This is a genomic window from Halomonas sp. I5-271120 (assembly GCF_030553075.1).
Lineage (GTDB): Bacteria > Pseudomonadota > Gammaproteobacteria > Pseudomonadales > Halomonadaceae > Onishia > Onishia taeanensis_A.
Genome location: NZ_CP130701.1, coordinates 1,470,607 through 1,485,198, shown reverse-complemented (window position 1 = coordinate 1,485,198; position 14,592 = coordinate 1,470,607). Strand labels below are relative to the sequence as shown.

14 protein-coding genes and 1 other RNA gene are annotated in these 14,592 nt (G+C 63.1%); 8 read left to right on the top strand and 7 right to left on the bottom strand.

Going from position 1 to position 14,592, the window contains the following annotated elements; genetic code table 11:
- From mobV to smpB, 4 genes are all read right to left on the bottom strand, one after another.
- The gene (gene mobV / locus Q2K57_RS06565; protein ID WP_304526388.1) at positions 1-1,374 is read right to left on the bottom strand and encodes a MobV family relaxase; all 1,374 of its coding nucleotides are present in this window, start codon (positions 1,372-1,374) and stop codon (positions 1-3) included.
- Between the two features lie 398 nt (positions 1,375-1,772).
- Positions 1,773-2,981: an integrase arm-type DNA-binding domain-containing protein gene (locus Q2K57_RS06560; protein ID WP_304526387.1), complete on the bottom strand. Its 1,209-nt coding sequence runs from the start codon at positions 2,979-2,981 to the stop codon at positions 1,773-1,775.
- Positions 2,982-3,264: 283 nt separating this feature from the next.
- Positions 3,265-3,645, bottom strand: a transfer-messenger RNA (tmRNA) gene (gene ssrA / locus Q2K57_RS06555).
- A gap of 78 nt (positions 3,646-3,723) precedes the next feature.
- Positions 3,724-4,209: an SsrA-binding protein SmpB gene (gene smpB, locus Q2K57_RS06550; protein WP_092526476.1), complete on the bottom strand. Its 486-nt coding sequence runs from the start codon at positions 4,207-4,209 to the stop codon at positions 3,724-3,726.
- Between the two features lie 140 nt (positions 4,210-4,349).
- Between smpB and Q2K57_RS06545 the strand changes: the two genes are divergently transcribed.
- Both Q2K57_RS06545 and Q2K57_RS06540 read left to right on the top strand, forming a co-directional pair.
- Positions 4,350-4,796 (top strand): type II toxin-antitoxin system RatA family toxin, encoded by a 447-nt coding sequence (locus Q2K57_RS06545; protein WP_112055932.1) that lies wholly within the window; start codon positions 4,350-4,352, stop codon positions 4,794-4,796.
- Positions 4,783-5,103, top strand: coding sequence for an RnfH family protein (locus Q2K57_RS06540; RefSeq protein WP_112055997.1), 321 nt, complete (start codon positions 4,783-4,785; stop codon positions 5,101-5,103). Before Q2K57_RS06545 ends, Q2K57_RS06540 begins: the two co-directional genes overlap by 14 nt.
- A gap of 49 nt (positions 5,104-5,152) precedes the next feature.
- Here Q2K57_RS06540 and Q2K57_RS06535 read toward each other — a convergent pair whose 3' ends face one another.
- A complete protein-coding gene (locus tag Q2K57_RS06535; RefSeq protein WP_220086288.1) occupies positions 5,153-5,590 on the bottom strand; it encodes an outer membrane protein assembly factor BamE in 438 nt (145 codons plus the stop codon).
- A gap of 72 nt (positions 5,591-5,662) precedes the next feature.
- Between Q2K57_RS06535 and fur the strand changes: the two genes are divergently transcribed.
- Positions 5,663-6,115: a ferric iron uptake transcriptional regulator gene (gene fur / locus Q2K57_RS06530; RefSeq protein WP_112055930.1), complete on the top strand. Its 453-nt coding sequence runs from the start codon at positions 5,663-5,665 to the stop codon at positions 6,113-6,115.
- Positions 6,116-6,309: 194 nt separating this feature from the next.
- On the opposite strand, the gene recN is transcribed toward fur, so the two are convergent.
- Entirely contained in the window at positions 6,310-7,983 is a 1,674-nt protein-coding gene (recN, locus tag Q2K57_RS06525) for a DNA repair protein RecN (protein ID WP_304526386.1), read from the bottom strand.
- A gap of 224 nt (positions 7,984-8,207) precedes the next feature.
- Here recN and grpE point away from each other — a divergent pair, with 224 nt between their 5' ends.
- The 5 genes from grpE (at position 8,208) to Q2K57_RS06500 (ending at position 13,532) form a co-directional block, all read left to right on the top strand.
- A complete protein-coding gene (gene grpE / locus Q2K57_RS06520; RefSeq protein ID WP_112055928.1) occupies positions 8,208-8,798 on the top strand; it encodes a nucleotide exchange factor GrpE in 591 nt (196 codons plus the stop codon).
- A 202-nt stretch (positions 8,799-9,000) separates the two neighbouring features.
- Positions 9,001-10,926 carry a molecular chaperone DnaK gene (gene dnaK / locus Q2K57_RS06515; RefSeq protein ID WP_112055927.1) on the top strand — a complete coding sequence of 642 codons (1,926 nt, stop codon included), beginning with the start codon at positions 9,001-9,003 and terminating at the stop codon, positions 10,924-10,926.
- Between the two features lie 92 nt (positions 10,927-11,018).
- The gene (dnaJ, locus tag Q2K57_RS06510; RefSeq protein WP_112055926.1) at positions 11,019-12,158 is read left to right on the top strand and encodes a molecular chaperone DnaJ; all 1,140 of its coding nucleotides are present in this window, start codon (positions 11,019-11,021) and stop codon (positions 12,156-12,158) included.
- 158 nt (positions 12,159-12,316) lie between these two features.
- Entirely contained in the window at positions 12,317-12,598 is a 282-nt protein-coding gene (locus Q2K57_RS06505; protein ID WP_112055925.1) for a DUF2218 domain-containing protein, read from the top strand.
- Between the two features lie 13 nt (positions 12,599-12,611).
- Positions 12,612-13,532 (top strand): DMT family transporter, encoded by a 921-nt coding sequence (locus Q2K57_RS06500; RefSeq protein WP_258396587.1) that lies wholly within the window; start codon positions 12,612-12,614, stop codon positions 13,530-13,532.
- On the opposite strand, the gene Q2K57_RS06495 is transcribed toward Q2K57_RS06500, so the two are convergent.
- Positions 13,504-14,520, bottom strand: coding sequence for an esterase-like activity of phytase family protein (locus Q2K57_RS06495; protein ID WP_181463110.1), 1,017 nt, complete (start codon positions 14,518-14,520; stop codon positions 13,504-13,506). The two genes, Q2K57_RS06500 and Q2K57_RS06495, sit on opposite strands and share 29 nt — an antisense overlap.
- Positions 14,521-14,592 lie beyond the last annotated feature (72 nt).

Sequence of the window (14,592 nt, the reverse complement as noted above, 5' to 3'; positions counted from 1 at the left end):
TTAGCGTCTGAGCAGTGGATTCGCCGGTTGCCCAGTCCAGGGGTTGGATGATGTGTCCGTTTGGGTGTCTTTCTTGATGAGGTCACGACCCTTCGGTGTCAGGGTGCCGTTTACCTCGAACAGACCGCTAGCTGCCCAGGTGTCCAGCGTCGCCTCAAGGTCATCGCGCTTCACAGCCAGTCGCCACGCTGCCACGCGCTTGTCGTTCTCTAGCCGGGCCAGGGCTTCCGGGGTCAGTCGACGCAGCTGGGCGGCCCGTTCGTCTTCGCGGCGCTGACGTTCCGCGTGCTCCGCTGCATGGCGCTGGGCTTCTTCGCGCTTGCTGTTTTTTTCGGCCTCACGGCGTTTCTCGCGGCACTTCTGGGCGAACCCCCTGATCTTGGTGACTTGCTCCTCGGATAAGCCGCCTACCAGGCCGGTCAGGCGCTCGCGAGTCTGCCGGTGGGATTTCCGCTCTTCCTCCAGGGCGTTTTCCGTCCGCCGGGCTGCCTCCTCCATTTCGTCCGCGCGGCGGCGATCGAGGTCGGCCGTTGCTGCTCTGGCCACCGTGGGCGCGTAGTGCTCGACTACAAAGTCGCTCACTCGGGCGGCGTGCTCTTCGGGACTCTCTCGGCTCCACAACAGCCCCTGCCTGGCTAGATCGTCGGGCGACAGGCTCAGTTGCTCGGCCAGGCCGCGGGTCAACGCCTGGTGATACTGCTTCGTCGTGACGTGGGTAGCCGCGGAATGGTGCAGCCCTCGGCGCAGGCCATGTGGGATGGCCACTTCATTGGCGAACATCGTCTGCAGCTCGCGCAGCTGGTCACGGCGGCCCATGAAATACGATGCGCTTAGTGCCGTACGGGCCGGCACGTCGAAGGTTTGCGACCCGCGCACCCACTCGCCGTTCTGCTTTCCCTGAATGACGTTGCGCGTGCGCGTGGTTGCCGGGTAGTGCACCAGCGGTACGGCGTAGACGACTAGGTGCGGGGTTTTTTCGTCCAGTTGGACGTTCGCCCCGACGATGTTGTCAGCGCCGTGACGGGCTTCGAGGAAGCCTAGAGCGTCGTGGAAGTAGGCTTTCCACCTCACTGGTCCACCCTGCTCGGCGAATGCCTCGTGAGGACCGGTGATCACGTACTCGATGGTCAGTACCGAGTCGGTGGACACGTTGTCAGCCAACTGCAGACGCTCGTGGATCGCGGCGCGTAGGGCTTTTGGGCTAGACACTGGCCGCCAGTCGTAATTTAGATGCGTCCGAGTTTCGTCGGCGTGCGGTACCGGCATCGTCCTCCATGTATGAGCTGCGCTGGCCCCGACCTTGCGGCAATTCAATTTTGTCGCGCGGATGATGGCGTTGTTGCGGGTGGTGCTTCTCTTCGTATGAGCTGCCATGTCGGCCTCCTTGTCGTGTGTCGAGAATCAGAGGGCCAATGTGGTTTTCCCCTCTTATCTCTAATACAGGGGCGCGGCACGGGATATTTGCGGTCGGGAGGAGAAAAAAATTTGGTGTTTTCGAATCCATGCTGTGGGTGACATCGGCTGTGGCACCTATTGCCGGGCAGCTCGGCATGAGGCGGACACTACGGAGGATCAGTACTCAGGAGGGGAGGCCCCTATGTCCTGTCAGGCAGAGGGGGAAGACGCCACTACGGGCAGTCTCTCATCAGCAGCAGGGCCCTATGGGCGATCAGTAGGCCAGACTGAAGCCCCGTAACTCACTAGGGGAGTCGTTCGAGGGTAGTTAGAATGAGAGTGCAGACTTTCCTAGATCGGACCTGCCAGGTCCGCGCTTATCTAGCTGTCTTGTCTATACGAAGGGCGTCTAGGTAGTCGGCCCAGCTTTGCAGCATCTCCTGGCGCTGCTCCAGGTGTGAGGTCCGGTTGTAGGCGCGACCGTTGCTGTCTTTCACTGCGTGCGCCAGTTGTTGCTCGATGTAGTGCTCTGGGTAATTCAGGCGCTCAGCGAGGATTGTGCGGGCCATTGCCCTAAAGCCATGCGCTGTCATCTCGCCCTTGAAGCCCATGCGGTCGAGTGCCGCCTTGATCGTGGCGTTACTCATCGGGCGCTTACTGCTGCGGATGCCGGGGAAAACGAACTCGTTACGCCCTGTCAGCTCATGCAGTTCGCGTAGGATTGTCACCGCCTGGCGGGGCAGGGGAACGATGAGAGGTTGTCCGGTCTTGCTGGCCTCAAAGGTCCAGGTGGCAGCTTTAAGATCCACATCGGCCCACTTGGCCTGGCGCAACTCGCCGGGGCGGGTGAAGACCAGGGGCGCTAGCTTCAGGGCAGCGATAGTGGTGGGTTGGCCGCCGTAGCCGTCGATGGCACGCAGTAGCTCGGCCACCCCCTTGGGGTCGGTCAAAGCTGCATAGTGTCTGGTCTTGCTGGGTCTGAGGGCGCCGCGTAGGTCAGGCGTTGGGTCACGCTCGACGCGCCCAGTGGAGATGCCATAGCGGAAGACCTGGCCACAAAGCGTCTTCAATCGATGGGCGGTCTCGATGTGACCTCGCTCTTCGATACGGCGCAGGCAGCCGAGTAGTTCGGGTGGGGTGATCTCGGAGATGGGGCGCTTGCCGATGATCGGGAAAGCATCTCTCTCAAGGCGGCGCTTGTTGCGCTGGTAGTGGGCCGGCACTACGTCGTGCTGGTGAACCTTCTCCAGCCACTCGACGGCCACGGCCATGAAGGTGTTGGCGGCGGCCTGCTCGCCTTGCTGGCGAGCGATGCGCTTGGCGGTGCTGGGGTCAATTCCCTGGGAAAGCTGGCGCTTGGCCTCGTCGCGTGCCTCACGGGCAGCCACTAGTGAAGTGTCAGGATAGACGCCGATGGCCAGCCGCTTTTCCTTGCCGGCGTGGCGGTACTTCATCCGCCAGTATTTGCTCCCGCTGGGGGATACCTCCAGATACAGGCCGCCGCCATCGGCCATCTTGAATGCCTTGTCTCTCGGCTTGACCATCTTTACGGCAGTAGCGGACAGCTTATTGGTCTGGCGGCTCATAGGGGGCACCTCAGGGCGGTGATCGCCTTATGCCCCCTTTCGTGAGTGCCAGATGCCCCCAAGGGTAGGGGCGGGCTGTCAGCCGGCCAGGCGCCTGCTGGCGCGGTTTCTGGCGGGTTTGGGGGCATTAGGGTATCGGCTTTTGCGTTGTGCCCCCAGATATGCCCCCTTCGATGGGGGCATGTCAAGGAATGCTATGAAACGTCTAGACACAAGAAAGGGGCCCGTAGGCCCCTGTTCATGCGGTTTCTGGTGCTTCTTGGAAGGTCCGGAAACCTGTTGTTGGTGGAGGCGGCGGGAATTGAACCCGCGTCCGCCGACACGCACTCTTCGGCTCTACATGCTTAGGTCCGTCTTTTGATTTAACGGGCCTGGCTCCGACGGGCAGGATCCAGTACCGCGATTCTTCTAAGGTTTAACGTTTGGCAGGAAGACGCTACCAACCGCGATCCCATTATCTTTGGCTCTTATCCCGTCCGTCACGAATGGGCACGTAACTTCTGGGCCAGGCTAACAACTAACAGCTATTTAAGCTGCCAGTGCGCCCTGAGCGTAGTTGTCGTCGTTTGCGACTATTTAGTCGTGATGTTGGATTTACGAGATACATCACGCTCTCGGCATGCACCTAGGAGGTTGTCATCGGCGTCGAAGCCATGTCGCCCCCGTGGAACGTCTTTAGTTTAACAGGTGGGGCCATCTTTACGCCAGTTCAAGGTGTTGCGAGCGCAAAAAGAAGGCCGCCTTACTTGGCGTCGCGCATGATACGTGCCTTCTGCCGATTCCAGTCGCGCTCCTTCTCGGTGGCTCGCTTGTCATGCTGCTTCTTGCCCGTCACCAGCGCCAGCTCGCACTTGATCAGGTTCTGCTTCCAGTACAGCTTGAGAGGCACGCAGGTGTGTCCCTTGTCCTGGGTGCGCGAGAAGATCTTGGCGATCTCCTTGCGATGCAGCAGCAGCTTGCGGGTCCGCGTCGGATCGGCCAGCTCGTGTGTGCTGATGGTATTGAGCGGCGTGATGTGACTGCCCAGCAGCCAGGCCTCGCTGTTCTTGATCAGGATATAGGTGTCGGTGAGCTGAGCCTTGCCCGCGCGCAGACTTTTTACTTCCCAGCCGGACAGGGCCAGACCGGCCTCGAAGGTCTCATCGATGTGATACTCGAATCGCGCCTTCTTGTTCTGGGCGATGACGTTGCTGCTCGGGCCCTTGCCCTTGCCTTTTTTATTGGCCATGGAACCTCTGTCTCGATATGCCTCGGTGTTCGCTTCACTGCGTTGGATGGTAGGTGGGGGGAAGCGTGATACCATTCAAGGCCTGACGAATTAACCGCTCATGATACGCCCAAGCCCCTGTAAAGTCAGCGGAGAGGTAGATGCCAACGGTCAATCGGTCCGCCCTGGTGCGGCATTCCCCCCAGGCGATGTTCGACCTGGTCAATGATTTCGAACGCTACCCGGAGTTCCTGCCGGGTTGTCGACGGGCCCGTCTGATCGAGTCCGATACGGAGCACCTTGTTGGTGAGTTGACGCTTGCCAAGGCCGGCGTCGAGCAGAGCTTCACCACTCGCAATGACCTCTACAGCCCGGAGCGCATCGAGCTGTCGCTGGTGCAGGGCCCGTTCCGTCGCCTGCGCGGACGCTGGCTGTTCACGCCGATGGGTGAACAGGCCTGCAAGGTCAGCTTGGAGATGGAGTTCGAGTTCGCCAACCGCCTGATGGGCATGGCTTTTGGCAAGCTCTTCCAGCAGGTGGCCGGTCAGTTGGTCGATTCCTTTTCGCGCCGCGCCAACGACCTCTATGGCGGCGATGGACGCTACTGAGGCCAAGGCGATTCGGGTCGAGGTGGCCTATGCGCTGCCGGCACGCCAGAAGATCGTCGAGATGGACGTGCCGTTCGGCACCACGGCTCGCCAGGCGGTGTCGATGGCGGAGCTTGGGCGCTACTTTCCCGATGTGCCGGCGGCGGAGTTTCTGGAGGCGAACCTGGGGATCTTCGGCAAGGCACTGCGTGACCCCGAGAGCCAGGCCCTGCGCGAGGGGGATCGGGTCGAAGTCTATCGGCCGCTGAAGATCGACCCTAAGGCCGCGCGTGCAGCACGCGCGGCCAAGGCGGCTAAATCCCGCTAGAGCATGACCTGCCTGTAACGAACGCTATTCGCTCATCCTTCCCGCAGCGTTATTCGATCGGCGTGCCCACCGTGGGCGCGTTGCCCGGGCGCAGCGGCGCCGAATCGGTCTCGGGCATGTTGTCGGGGCCCATGCCCGGCTGAGCGGTGAAGTCCAGCGCCTCGTCGAAATCGCCGCTCATGCTCATGTCGGCCAGCCGGTTGTTCTCGAAGCTCAGGGTCACGCGGCGCTTATCTACACCGCCGTAGGCCTTGTCGAGGCGGAACAGGTAATCCCATTCGTCGTCATCGAAGGGCGCCTCGAGCAGCGGACTGCCCATGATCTCCTTGACCTGGCTACGGCTCATGCCGGGCTGAAGTTGGCTGACGGCTTCCTGAGTCACCAGGTTGCCCTGAACCAGATCGCGCTTGTAAACGCCCAGATAGCTGCACCCGGTGACTAGCGTCAGGGTCAGCGAAAGGGTGACCATTTTTATCAACTTTTGCATTTGCGCCTGTTCTTCACTATCGTGGATTCGGTCGATCATACCCGACCCTACACGTTACTGCGAAGAGCAACCATGGCCGACCAGAACCATGAACTGCGCAAGGCGGGCCTCAAGGTCACACTGCCGCGCGTCAAGATACTGCAGATCCTCGAGAATGCCCCCGATCAACATCACCTGAGCGCAGAAGACGTCTATAAGGCGTTGCTGGAAGCAGGCGAAGATGTAGGGCTTGCCACCGTCTATCGCGTACTGACTCAGTTCGAGTCCGCGGGCTTGGTGGTGCGCCACAACTTCGACGGCGGTCACGCGGTCTTCGAGCTGTCTCACGATGAACACCATGACCATATGGTGTGCCTTGAGAGCGGCGAAATCATCGAGTTCTATGATGAACAGATCGAGCGTCGCCAGCAGGAAATCGTCGACGAGCATGGCTATGAGCTCGTTGACCATGCGCTGGTGCTCTATGTGAGGCCCAAGGGCTCCAGGGCCACGCGCCAGGAAAGTCCTAATTCCAAGAAATCCTAAGAACAAGGCCTAGTAGGCAGTTCTTGGTAAGTCTGCGATGAGCAGTGCTCGCTGCGCCTGAGCCTGCACGCGACGTATTTCACGACAACGCCGACCCTTCAGGGTCGGCGTTGTCGCGTCTGGCTGCTTTGTATGGCAACGAGTAAGGGCAATAAGCTATTGCACGTGTTGTCCTTGCGAGAGAGGTGCTGGCGCTAGTGGTGCGGGCGCTGGCTGGCGTCGAGCATTTCTCGGGCGTGCGCCAGGGTGCGCTCGGACAGGTTGACGCCGCCCAGCATGCGGGCCAATTCGCTGATGCGGCCCCCTTCGTCGAGCAGCGCCATGCGGGTCTGGGTGCTGTCGCGTTTGGCCTGTTTCTCGATATGCAGGTGCTGGTGCGCCTGGGCGGCTACCTGGGGCAGGTGGGTCACTGTCATTACCTGGCCGCTGGTGCCGAGCCGCTTGAGTAGCTGACCGACGATTTCGGCGGTGGCACCGGAGATGCCGACGTCGACCTCATCGAACACCAGAGTGGGAATCGTCGAGTGGCTGGCGGCTACCACCTGGATGGCGAGGCTAATGCGCGACAGCTCGCCGCCGGAGGCGACCTTGGTCAGCGCTCGTGCCGGCTGCCCCGGGTTGGCGCTGATCAAGAACTGCACGCGATCGAGGCCATCCGGTGCCGGGCTGGTGCGCTCCTCGAGAGCTACCTCGAAGCGCGCCTTGCCCATGGCCAGGAAAGCCAGTTGGCCCTGCACTTCCTTGCCGAAGCGCTTGGCTGCCTTGCGGCGTGCCTCGCTGACGTCCTTGGCCTGTTTTCGCCACTGCTCGCGCAGGGTCTCGACTTCGGCGCTGAGCGCTTCGATATCGTGCTCGCCGCCATCCAGACCCTCGAGCTCTTCGCGCAGCCGCTGATGCAGGGCGGTCATTTCCTCGGGCATCACATGATGCTTGCGGGCAATGCGGTGCACTTCGCCAAGGCGATGGTCGACCTGAGACAGGCGCTCCGGGTCGAGCTCGGTGGCGTCGGCGAAGCGTGCCAGCTCCCGGGCGGCTTCTTCAATCTGAATGCGCGCGCTGTCGAGCATGCCGAGTGCCTCGGCCAGGGCGCCTTTTTCGCTGCCGGGCAGAGGGGAAAGGTGGCTCATGGCCTGGTTGAGCAGGGTCAGAGCCCCGCCTTCGTCACTTTCGCAGCACTCGCTGGCGAACTGGCTCTCGCGCAGGTGTTCTTCGGCATGGGCGAGGCGTTCCTGCTCTTCCTCGAGCTCGGCGAGCTCGCCCTCGGCCAGCGCCAGCTGGTCGAGTTCTTCGACCTGATAGCGCAGCAGCTGGCGACGGGCCTGGATCTCGTCGCCGTCCTCGGCGAGGCGCTTAAGCTGCCTGCGGCTCGACTGCCAGGCCCGGAACGTCTCGGCCAGTTGGGTCACGGCGGGGCGATGGCCGGCAAAATCGTCGAGCAGGCGCAGGTGCGTATCCTCGTTCAAAAGCGCCTGATGGGCATGCTGGCCGTGAATCTCGATCAGATGCTCGCCGAGCGCCTTGAGATCGGCGATGGTCGCTGGCTGGCCGTTGATCCATGCCTTGGAGCGGCCACCCTTGGTGATGACCCGGCGCAGCAGGCAGTCGTCGGCGGGCAATTCACGGGCATCCAGCCAGTCGCGGGCAGCCGGCAGGTCAGCGATATCGAAGCGGGCGCTGAGGTCGGCGCGTTCGGCGCCGTGGCGCACGCTGCCGGCATCGGCGCGCTCGCCGAGGCAAAGCCCCAGGGCGCCGAGCAGAATCGATTTGCCGGCGCCGGTTTCGCCGGTGATGGCGGTCATGCCGCCCTGAAGCTCCAGGTCGAGTCGCTCGACAATGGCAAAGTCCTGAATGGCAAGCTGCACCAGCATGGCTGTCTCCCGCACGTGATGGGTAATGTCCCGCCGTCTCGCGTCGTGGTCTGTGCGTTTATACAGTAGTCTATGCCCCCCTTCAATTGCCAGCGCAAACGCTGCCTCGTCATGCCTTGAGTTCGCCGTGACCATCCCCATATAGGCGTGAGTTCACCCATACAGTTGACCCATTCAGCTGCCAGGGCGGCCTTGGGCCGCCTTTCGACGTCAGGAGATGCTTCATGGCCAAAGAACCTCAGACGCCATCACAGCAAGACGAGGCCGAGCACAGCACGCTCGAGGAAGAAATTCATGACACCGTCGAGGCCATCGAGCCCGAGAGCGAAGCCGTCGACAACGCCGAGGCCGACGTGCTGGCCGCGAAGGTCGAAGAGCTCGAAGAGAGCCTGAAAGAGGCCAAGGATCAGCAGCTGCGCGCCGCGGCCGAAGCGCAGAACGTGCGTCGCCGTGCCGAGCAGGATGTCGACAAGGCGCGCAAGTTCGCGCTGGAAAAGTTCGTCAAGGAACTGCTGCCGGTCATCGACAGCCTCGAGAAGGCCCAGGAAGCCATGGAAGACGGCGCCAGCGAGTCGCACCGCGAGGGCGTGGCGATGACCCTCAAGCTGCAACAGGACGTGCTGGGCAAGTTTGGGGTTGAGGTCGTTGACCCGCAGGGCGAGCCGTTCGACCCGCAGTTCCATGAGGCGTTGACCATGGTGCCGTCGCCCGATGTCGAGCCCAACTCGGTCATCGAGGTGATGCAGAAGGGCTACCTGCTCAATGGTCGCCTGGTTCGCCCGGCGATGGTCGTGGTCAGCCAAGCTGCCAGCTGATCGCGGGCAGGCGCCCCCTGCTTGGGGTGCGCCCGCCTAGCCAAGGCAGAAATAAAGACGTCAGCAACATCTACGTCAGTAAAACAGGATAGGTCGTCAAAAATAGGGCTTGAAATGATCTCAGCGGCCCCCACATAGACGACAACCCCGCGGCATTTGTCGCGAGTAACGAATCAAAGCAACGACTTTTCGAGGATTTCCTATGGGACGCATCATCGGTATTGACCTGGGGACAACCAACTCCTGTGTCGCCGTTCTCGACGGCGACAGCGCCAAAGTCATCGAGAACGCTGAAGGTGGCCGCACCACGCCGTCCATCATCGCCTACACCGATGATGGCGAGACGCTGGTAGGTCAGGCGGCCAAGCGCCAGGCCGTCACCAATCCGCAGAACACCCTGTACGCCATCAAGCGCCTGATCGGTCGTCGCTTCAAGGACGATGTCGTCCAGAAGGACATCAAGATGGTGCCCTACACCATCACCGAAGCCGACAATGGCGACGCCTGGGTGCAGGTGAAGGACAAGAAGCTGGCACCGCCGCAGGTCAGCGCCGAAGTCCTGAAGAAGATGAAGAAAACCGCCGAGGACTACCTGGGCGAAGAAGTGACCGAAGCGGTGATCACCGTGCCGGCCTACTTCAACGACTCTCAGCGTCAGGCTACCAAGGACGCGGGTCGCATCGCCGGCCTCGAGGTCAAGCGCATCATCAACGAGCCGACCGCAGCTGCTCTGGCCTACGGCATGGACAAGGCGCGCGGCGACAAGACCATCGCGGTCTATGACCTGGGTGGCGGCACCTTCGATATCTCCATCATCGAAGTGGCCGACGTCGACGGCGAAACCCAGTTCGAAGTGCTCGCCACCAACGGCGATACCTTCCTGGGCGGCGAAGACTTCGACATGCAACTGATCAACTACCTTGTCGATCAGTTCAAGTCCGATAGCGGCATCGACCTGTCCGGCGACAACCTGGCCATGCAGCGCCTCAAGGAAGCCGCCGAGAAAGCCAAGATCGAGCTGTCCAGCGCCCAGCAGACCGACGTCAATCTGCCCTACATCACCGCTGACAACACCGGTCCCAAGCACCTCAACGTCAAGGTGACCCGTGCCAAGCTCGAGTCGCTGGTCGAGGATCTGGTCAAGCGCTCCATGGGCCCCTGCAAGACCGCCCTGTCCGATGCCGGCCTTTCCTCTTCCGAGATCGACGACGTGATCCTGGTGGGCGGTCAGACCCGCATGCCGATGGTGCAGAAGCAGGTCGCCGAGTTCTTCGGCAAGGACGCCCGCAAGGACGTCAACCCGGACGAAGCCGTGGCCGTGGGTGCTGCTATCCAAGGCGGCGTGCTGGGCGGTGACGTCAAGGACGTGCTGCTGCTCGACGTGACCCCGCTGACGCTGGGCATCGAGACCCTCGGCGGCGTGATGACGCCGCTGATCGAGAAGAACTCGACCATCCCGACCAAGAAGACCCAGACCTTCTCGACCGCGGATGACAACCAGACGGCCGTGACCATTCACGTCCAGCAGGGCGAGCGCAAGCAGTCCAGCGGCAACAAGTCCCTGGGTCGTTTCGACCTCAGCGACATTCCGCCGGCACCGCGCGGCGTGCCGCAGATCGAAGTCGCCTTCGACCTCGACGCCAACGGCATCCTGAACGTGTCCGCCAAGGACAAGGCCACCGGCAAAGAGCAGTCGATCGTGATCAAGGCCTCCAGTGGCCTGTCCGAGGAAGAAGTCGAGCAGATGGTCCAGGACGCCGAGGCCCACGCCGACGAGGACAAGAAGTTCGAGGAGCTGGTCCAGCTGCGTAACCAAGCCGACGGCATGGTTCACGCCGCCAAGAAGACCATCGAGGAAGCCGGCGACAAGGCGACCGACGATGAGAAGCAGAAGATCGAAACGGCCATCGCCGAGCTGGAAGAAGCCTCCAAGGGCGACGATCAGGAAGCCATCCAGGCCAAACTGGATGCCCTGACCGAAGCCTCCGGTGCGCTGGCGCAGAAGATGTACGCCGAACAGGCCGAAGGCGAGCAGGCCGAGGCCGGCGCCGAGGCGGGTGCCAAGCAGGAAGATGACGTGGTCGACGCCGAGTACGAAGAAGTCAACGACGACCAGAAAAAGCAGTAAACCACGACATCTGAATGACGGATGACGCCAGCGCGGGAGCCTGACTCCCGCGTTGGTGTTTCCGCACTGTCGCTACGGAGGCGGACAGACCCATGTCCAAACGTGATTACTATGAAGTTCTGGGCGTCGAGCGCGGGGCCGACCAGAAAGAGGTCAAGAAGGCCTACCGACGCCTCGCCCAGAAGTTTCACCCGGACCGTAATCCGGATGACGAAGGCGCGCAGCAGAAGTTCCAGGAGGTCTCCGAGGCCTACGAGGTTCTGAGCGACGCCGATAAGCGCGCGGCCTACGACCAGTTCGGCCATGCCGGTGTCGATGGCCAGGCCGGCGGTGGCTTCGGCGGCGGCGCCGGTGCCGGCGGCTTCAGCGACATCTTCGGCGACGTGTTCGGCGACATCTTCGGCGGCGGCGGTGGTCGACGCCACCCGAACGCCCCGCAGCGTGGTTCCGACCTGCGCTACAACCTTGAGCTCGACCTCGAGGATGCGGTGGCCGGTACCTCGGTGGATATCCGCGTGCCGCGCCATGTCGAATGCGGTCGCTGTGACGGTGGCGGTGCCGAGCCCGGTTCCACCAAGGAAACCTGCCCGACCTGTGCCGGTCACGGCCAGGTGCGCATGCAGCAGGGCTTCTTCGCCGTGCAGCAGACCTGTCCGACCTGTCATGGCAGCGGCCAGCAGATCAAGGTGCCCTGCCACGAGTGTCATGGCGAAGGTCGCGTGCGCGAGACCCGCACCCTGTCGGTGAAGATTCCCGCAGGCGTCGATACCGGCGATCGCATTCGCCTCAACGCCGAGGGCGAGGCCGGCATCAACGGTGGTCCGCCCGGCGATCTCTACGTACAGGTGGCGATCAAGCCGCACAAGATCTTCCGCCGCGACGGTCGTGATCTGCTGTGCGAAGTGCCGATCAACTTCGTCGATGCCGCCCTTGGCGGTGAGCTCGAAGTGCCGACCCTGAACGGCCGGGTCAAGCTGAAGATTCCCGCCGAGACCCAGACCGGCAAGCTGTTCCGCATGCGTGGCAAGGGCGTCAAGCCGGTGCGCGGCGGCCCCGCTGGCGACCTGCTGTGCAAGGTCGTGCTGGAGACCCCGGTCAAGCTCAGCGACGACCAGAAAGACCTGCTGCGCCAGTTCCAGGACAGCCTGGAAGGCAGCAACAACCATCACTCGCCGAAGAAGACCAGCTTCTTCGACGGCGTGAAAAGGTTCTTCGAGGACATGAAGCCGTAAGGCCTCTCGAAGCCGGCTGTGATGGAAAAGGCCCTCGTCATCTCGAATGGCGGGGGCCTTTTCATTATCAGGCTTTCACCCTGGCGCAAGCCCGGGGTTCGTAGATAGTCTGTTGGAAGAACCGACCCCTCCCGCCTTTTACCCTCGAGGATACCGTCATGCCCATTTCACGTACCGAAATTCCCACCGAGTCCGGGGCCAAGCTGATCAATCGCCTGTGCAAGCACTGGGCGCACAAGTTCCAAGTCGAGCACGAAGAGGGCCATGGCCGTGTCCATTTCGACGCCGGCACCTGCCTGATGGAAGCCGATGCCACGCACCTGCGAGTGGCCGTCGAGGCGCTGGATGTCGAGAGTCTCGATACGCTCGAGGGCGTGGTGGCGAGCCACCTGGAGCGCATGGCCGGCGATGAGCCGCTGAAGATGGTCTGGGAAAACTGAGCAGGCGCACTCCGTGATCCTCAAGGCCCATCTCGGCCTGCTGTTGTGGGCGCTGCTGGTAGGCCTGTCGTTTCCCGCGGTGGGGCTGATCGGCGCCGACCTGCCGCCGATGTTGCTGACCGCCCTGCGCTTTACGGTAGCGGCGCTGGCACTCTGGGGGCTGGCCAGGCGAGCGCCGGATCGCTGGCCCGACGGCGCCGCCTGGCTGCTTTATGGGCTGATGGGGCTGTGTCTCGCGGGATTCTTTACGGCCATGTTCTGGGCGGCGAATCATGCGACGGCGCTGTCGATGGCCACGCTGTTCGTCAGTGTGCCGCTGTTGGCCTTCCTGTTTGGCCTCGCGGCAGGGCTTGAGCGCCGCGGCTGGCGGCTTCCACTGATCCTTGCCCTGGGCGCCGCCGGTGCGCTGTTGCTGGCGTTTGTCGAGGCCGGAAGTCAGGACAGTGCCAGCCTCGGTGTCGTCTTTGGGCGCGGCGAAGCGGTGTTTCTGCTCGGTTGCATGGCCAGTGCGCTCTATCCGGTGCTCTCGAAATGGGGGCTTGCCCGGGGGTGGCTGTCGACCTCGGCGGCGGTGCGCACCTTCTGGAGCCTGGCGCTGGGTGGGGGCTTGGTCGGCGCCCTGGGCCTTGTGGTCGAGCCCGTCGCGGCGCTATCCACGATGCGCCTCAGGGATGCCCTGGTGGTGATCTACCTGGGGCTCTTCTCCAGCGCCGTGACCTTCTGGCTGCAGCAGCGGGCGACCGCGGTGCTCACCCCCGCTGCCGTCACCGCCTACGGCTACCTGGTGCCCTTCGTGTCGATGCTACTGCTGTTTCTTCAGACACCCGACCGGCTTGGCTGGGAGTGGCTGCCCGGTAGCGTACTGGTACTGGCGGCGATGGTATGGCTGTGGCGTGAGGATGTCCTCAGTCGGTGGGCAGCGAGAAGCAACTGAGCAACGTCGTCTGCAGCATGATGAAGTTGTCGTCGCTGACCATCAGGAAGCGGCCATTGTCGAGCCGTGTCAGGCCTTCGAAGTTATCGAGCCGCCAGCCCTCGCCGCTGGAGAGGCGAGCGACGGTCTCGACCTCGGCCACCCCGCTGTCGGTCAGGCGCACCCGGCGCAGGCTGATCACCAGCGGCGCCGGTGGCGCGAAGGCGCGCTCCAGAGCCAGCAGGGTGTCGCCGTTCCCTTCCAGCGCCGTCAGGCCGCTACCGGCTTCCGGCGCCAAGGGGTAGCGCCACTGTCGACCGCTTGCGGGGGCGAACAGGCGTGTGGTGCCCGCAGGCATGTCGGCAGGCGGGCCTTCCAGGCCGACGATCAGGCCCTCGCGACGGTCGACGGCGAGGGCCTCGGCGCCAGCATTGAAGTCGGCGCCCTCGAAGCCCGCTGGCCGCATGGGCTGCCCCACTGGCTGGCCGTCGGGAGTGAAGCGTTGTAGGCGGTGTTCGCGCTCGAAGCCGACCAGCAGGGTGGCGTCGCCATCAATCCCGTTGGCGCCGCCTTCGATGATCAGCGATTCGGCATCCGCCGCGTCGTCTTCGAGCGGCTGACCATCGGCATCCTTGAGGGGCAGGGAGGCAAGCAGGGTGAAACCGCTGAGCTTGTCGGCCGTGAAGTCGAGGCGCGCCTGGTACAGCTGGCCACGATCGGATAACAGGTAGAGCAGCTGGGCGTCGCTGTCCCAGCCCAGCGCCGAGAGGCCGCCCAGCGCCGTGCCGTTAAGAGACGTGCCGTTCAAAGACGCGCCACCCTGCTCCTCAGATTGCCATTCGGAGGGCAGTTTGAGGGTGCCGCACTCCTCGATGCCCTGGCGTGACACGCCGGTTGGCGGGGCCAGCTGGGTCGGGCTGACGCCGCCTGCACAGCTCAGGGGCACGAGGGCGAGGGCGATCATGACGGGCAGCAGCCAGACGGCAATGCGCAGCAGGCATCGGGTCACCGGGCGAGCGCATGCTCGAGGGGCTGAGTGAAGGCCCGAGACAGGCCAGTATGGCAACGGGGGGCGAGACAT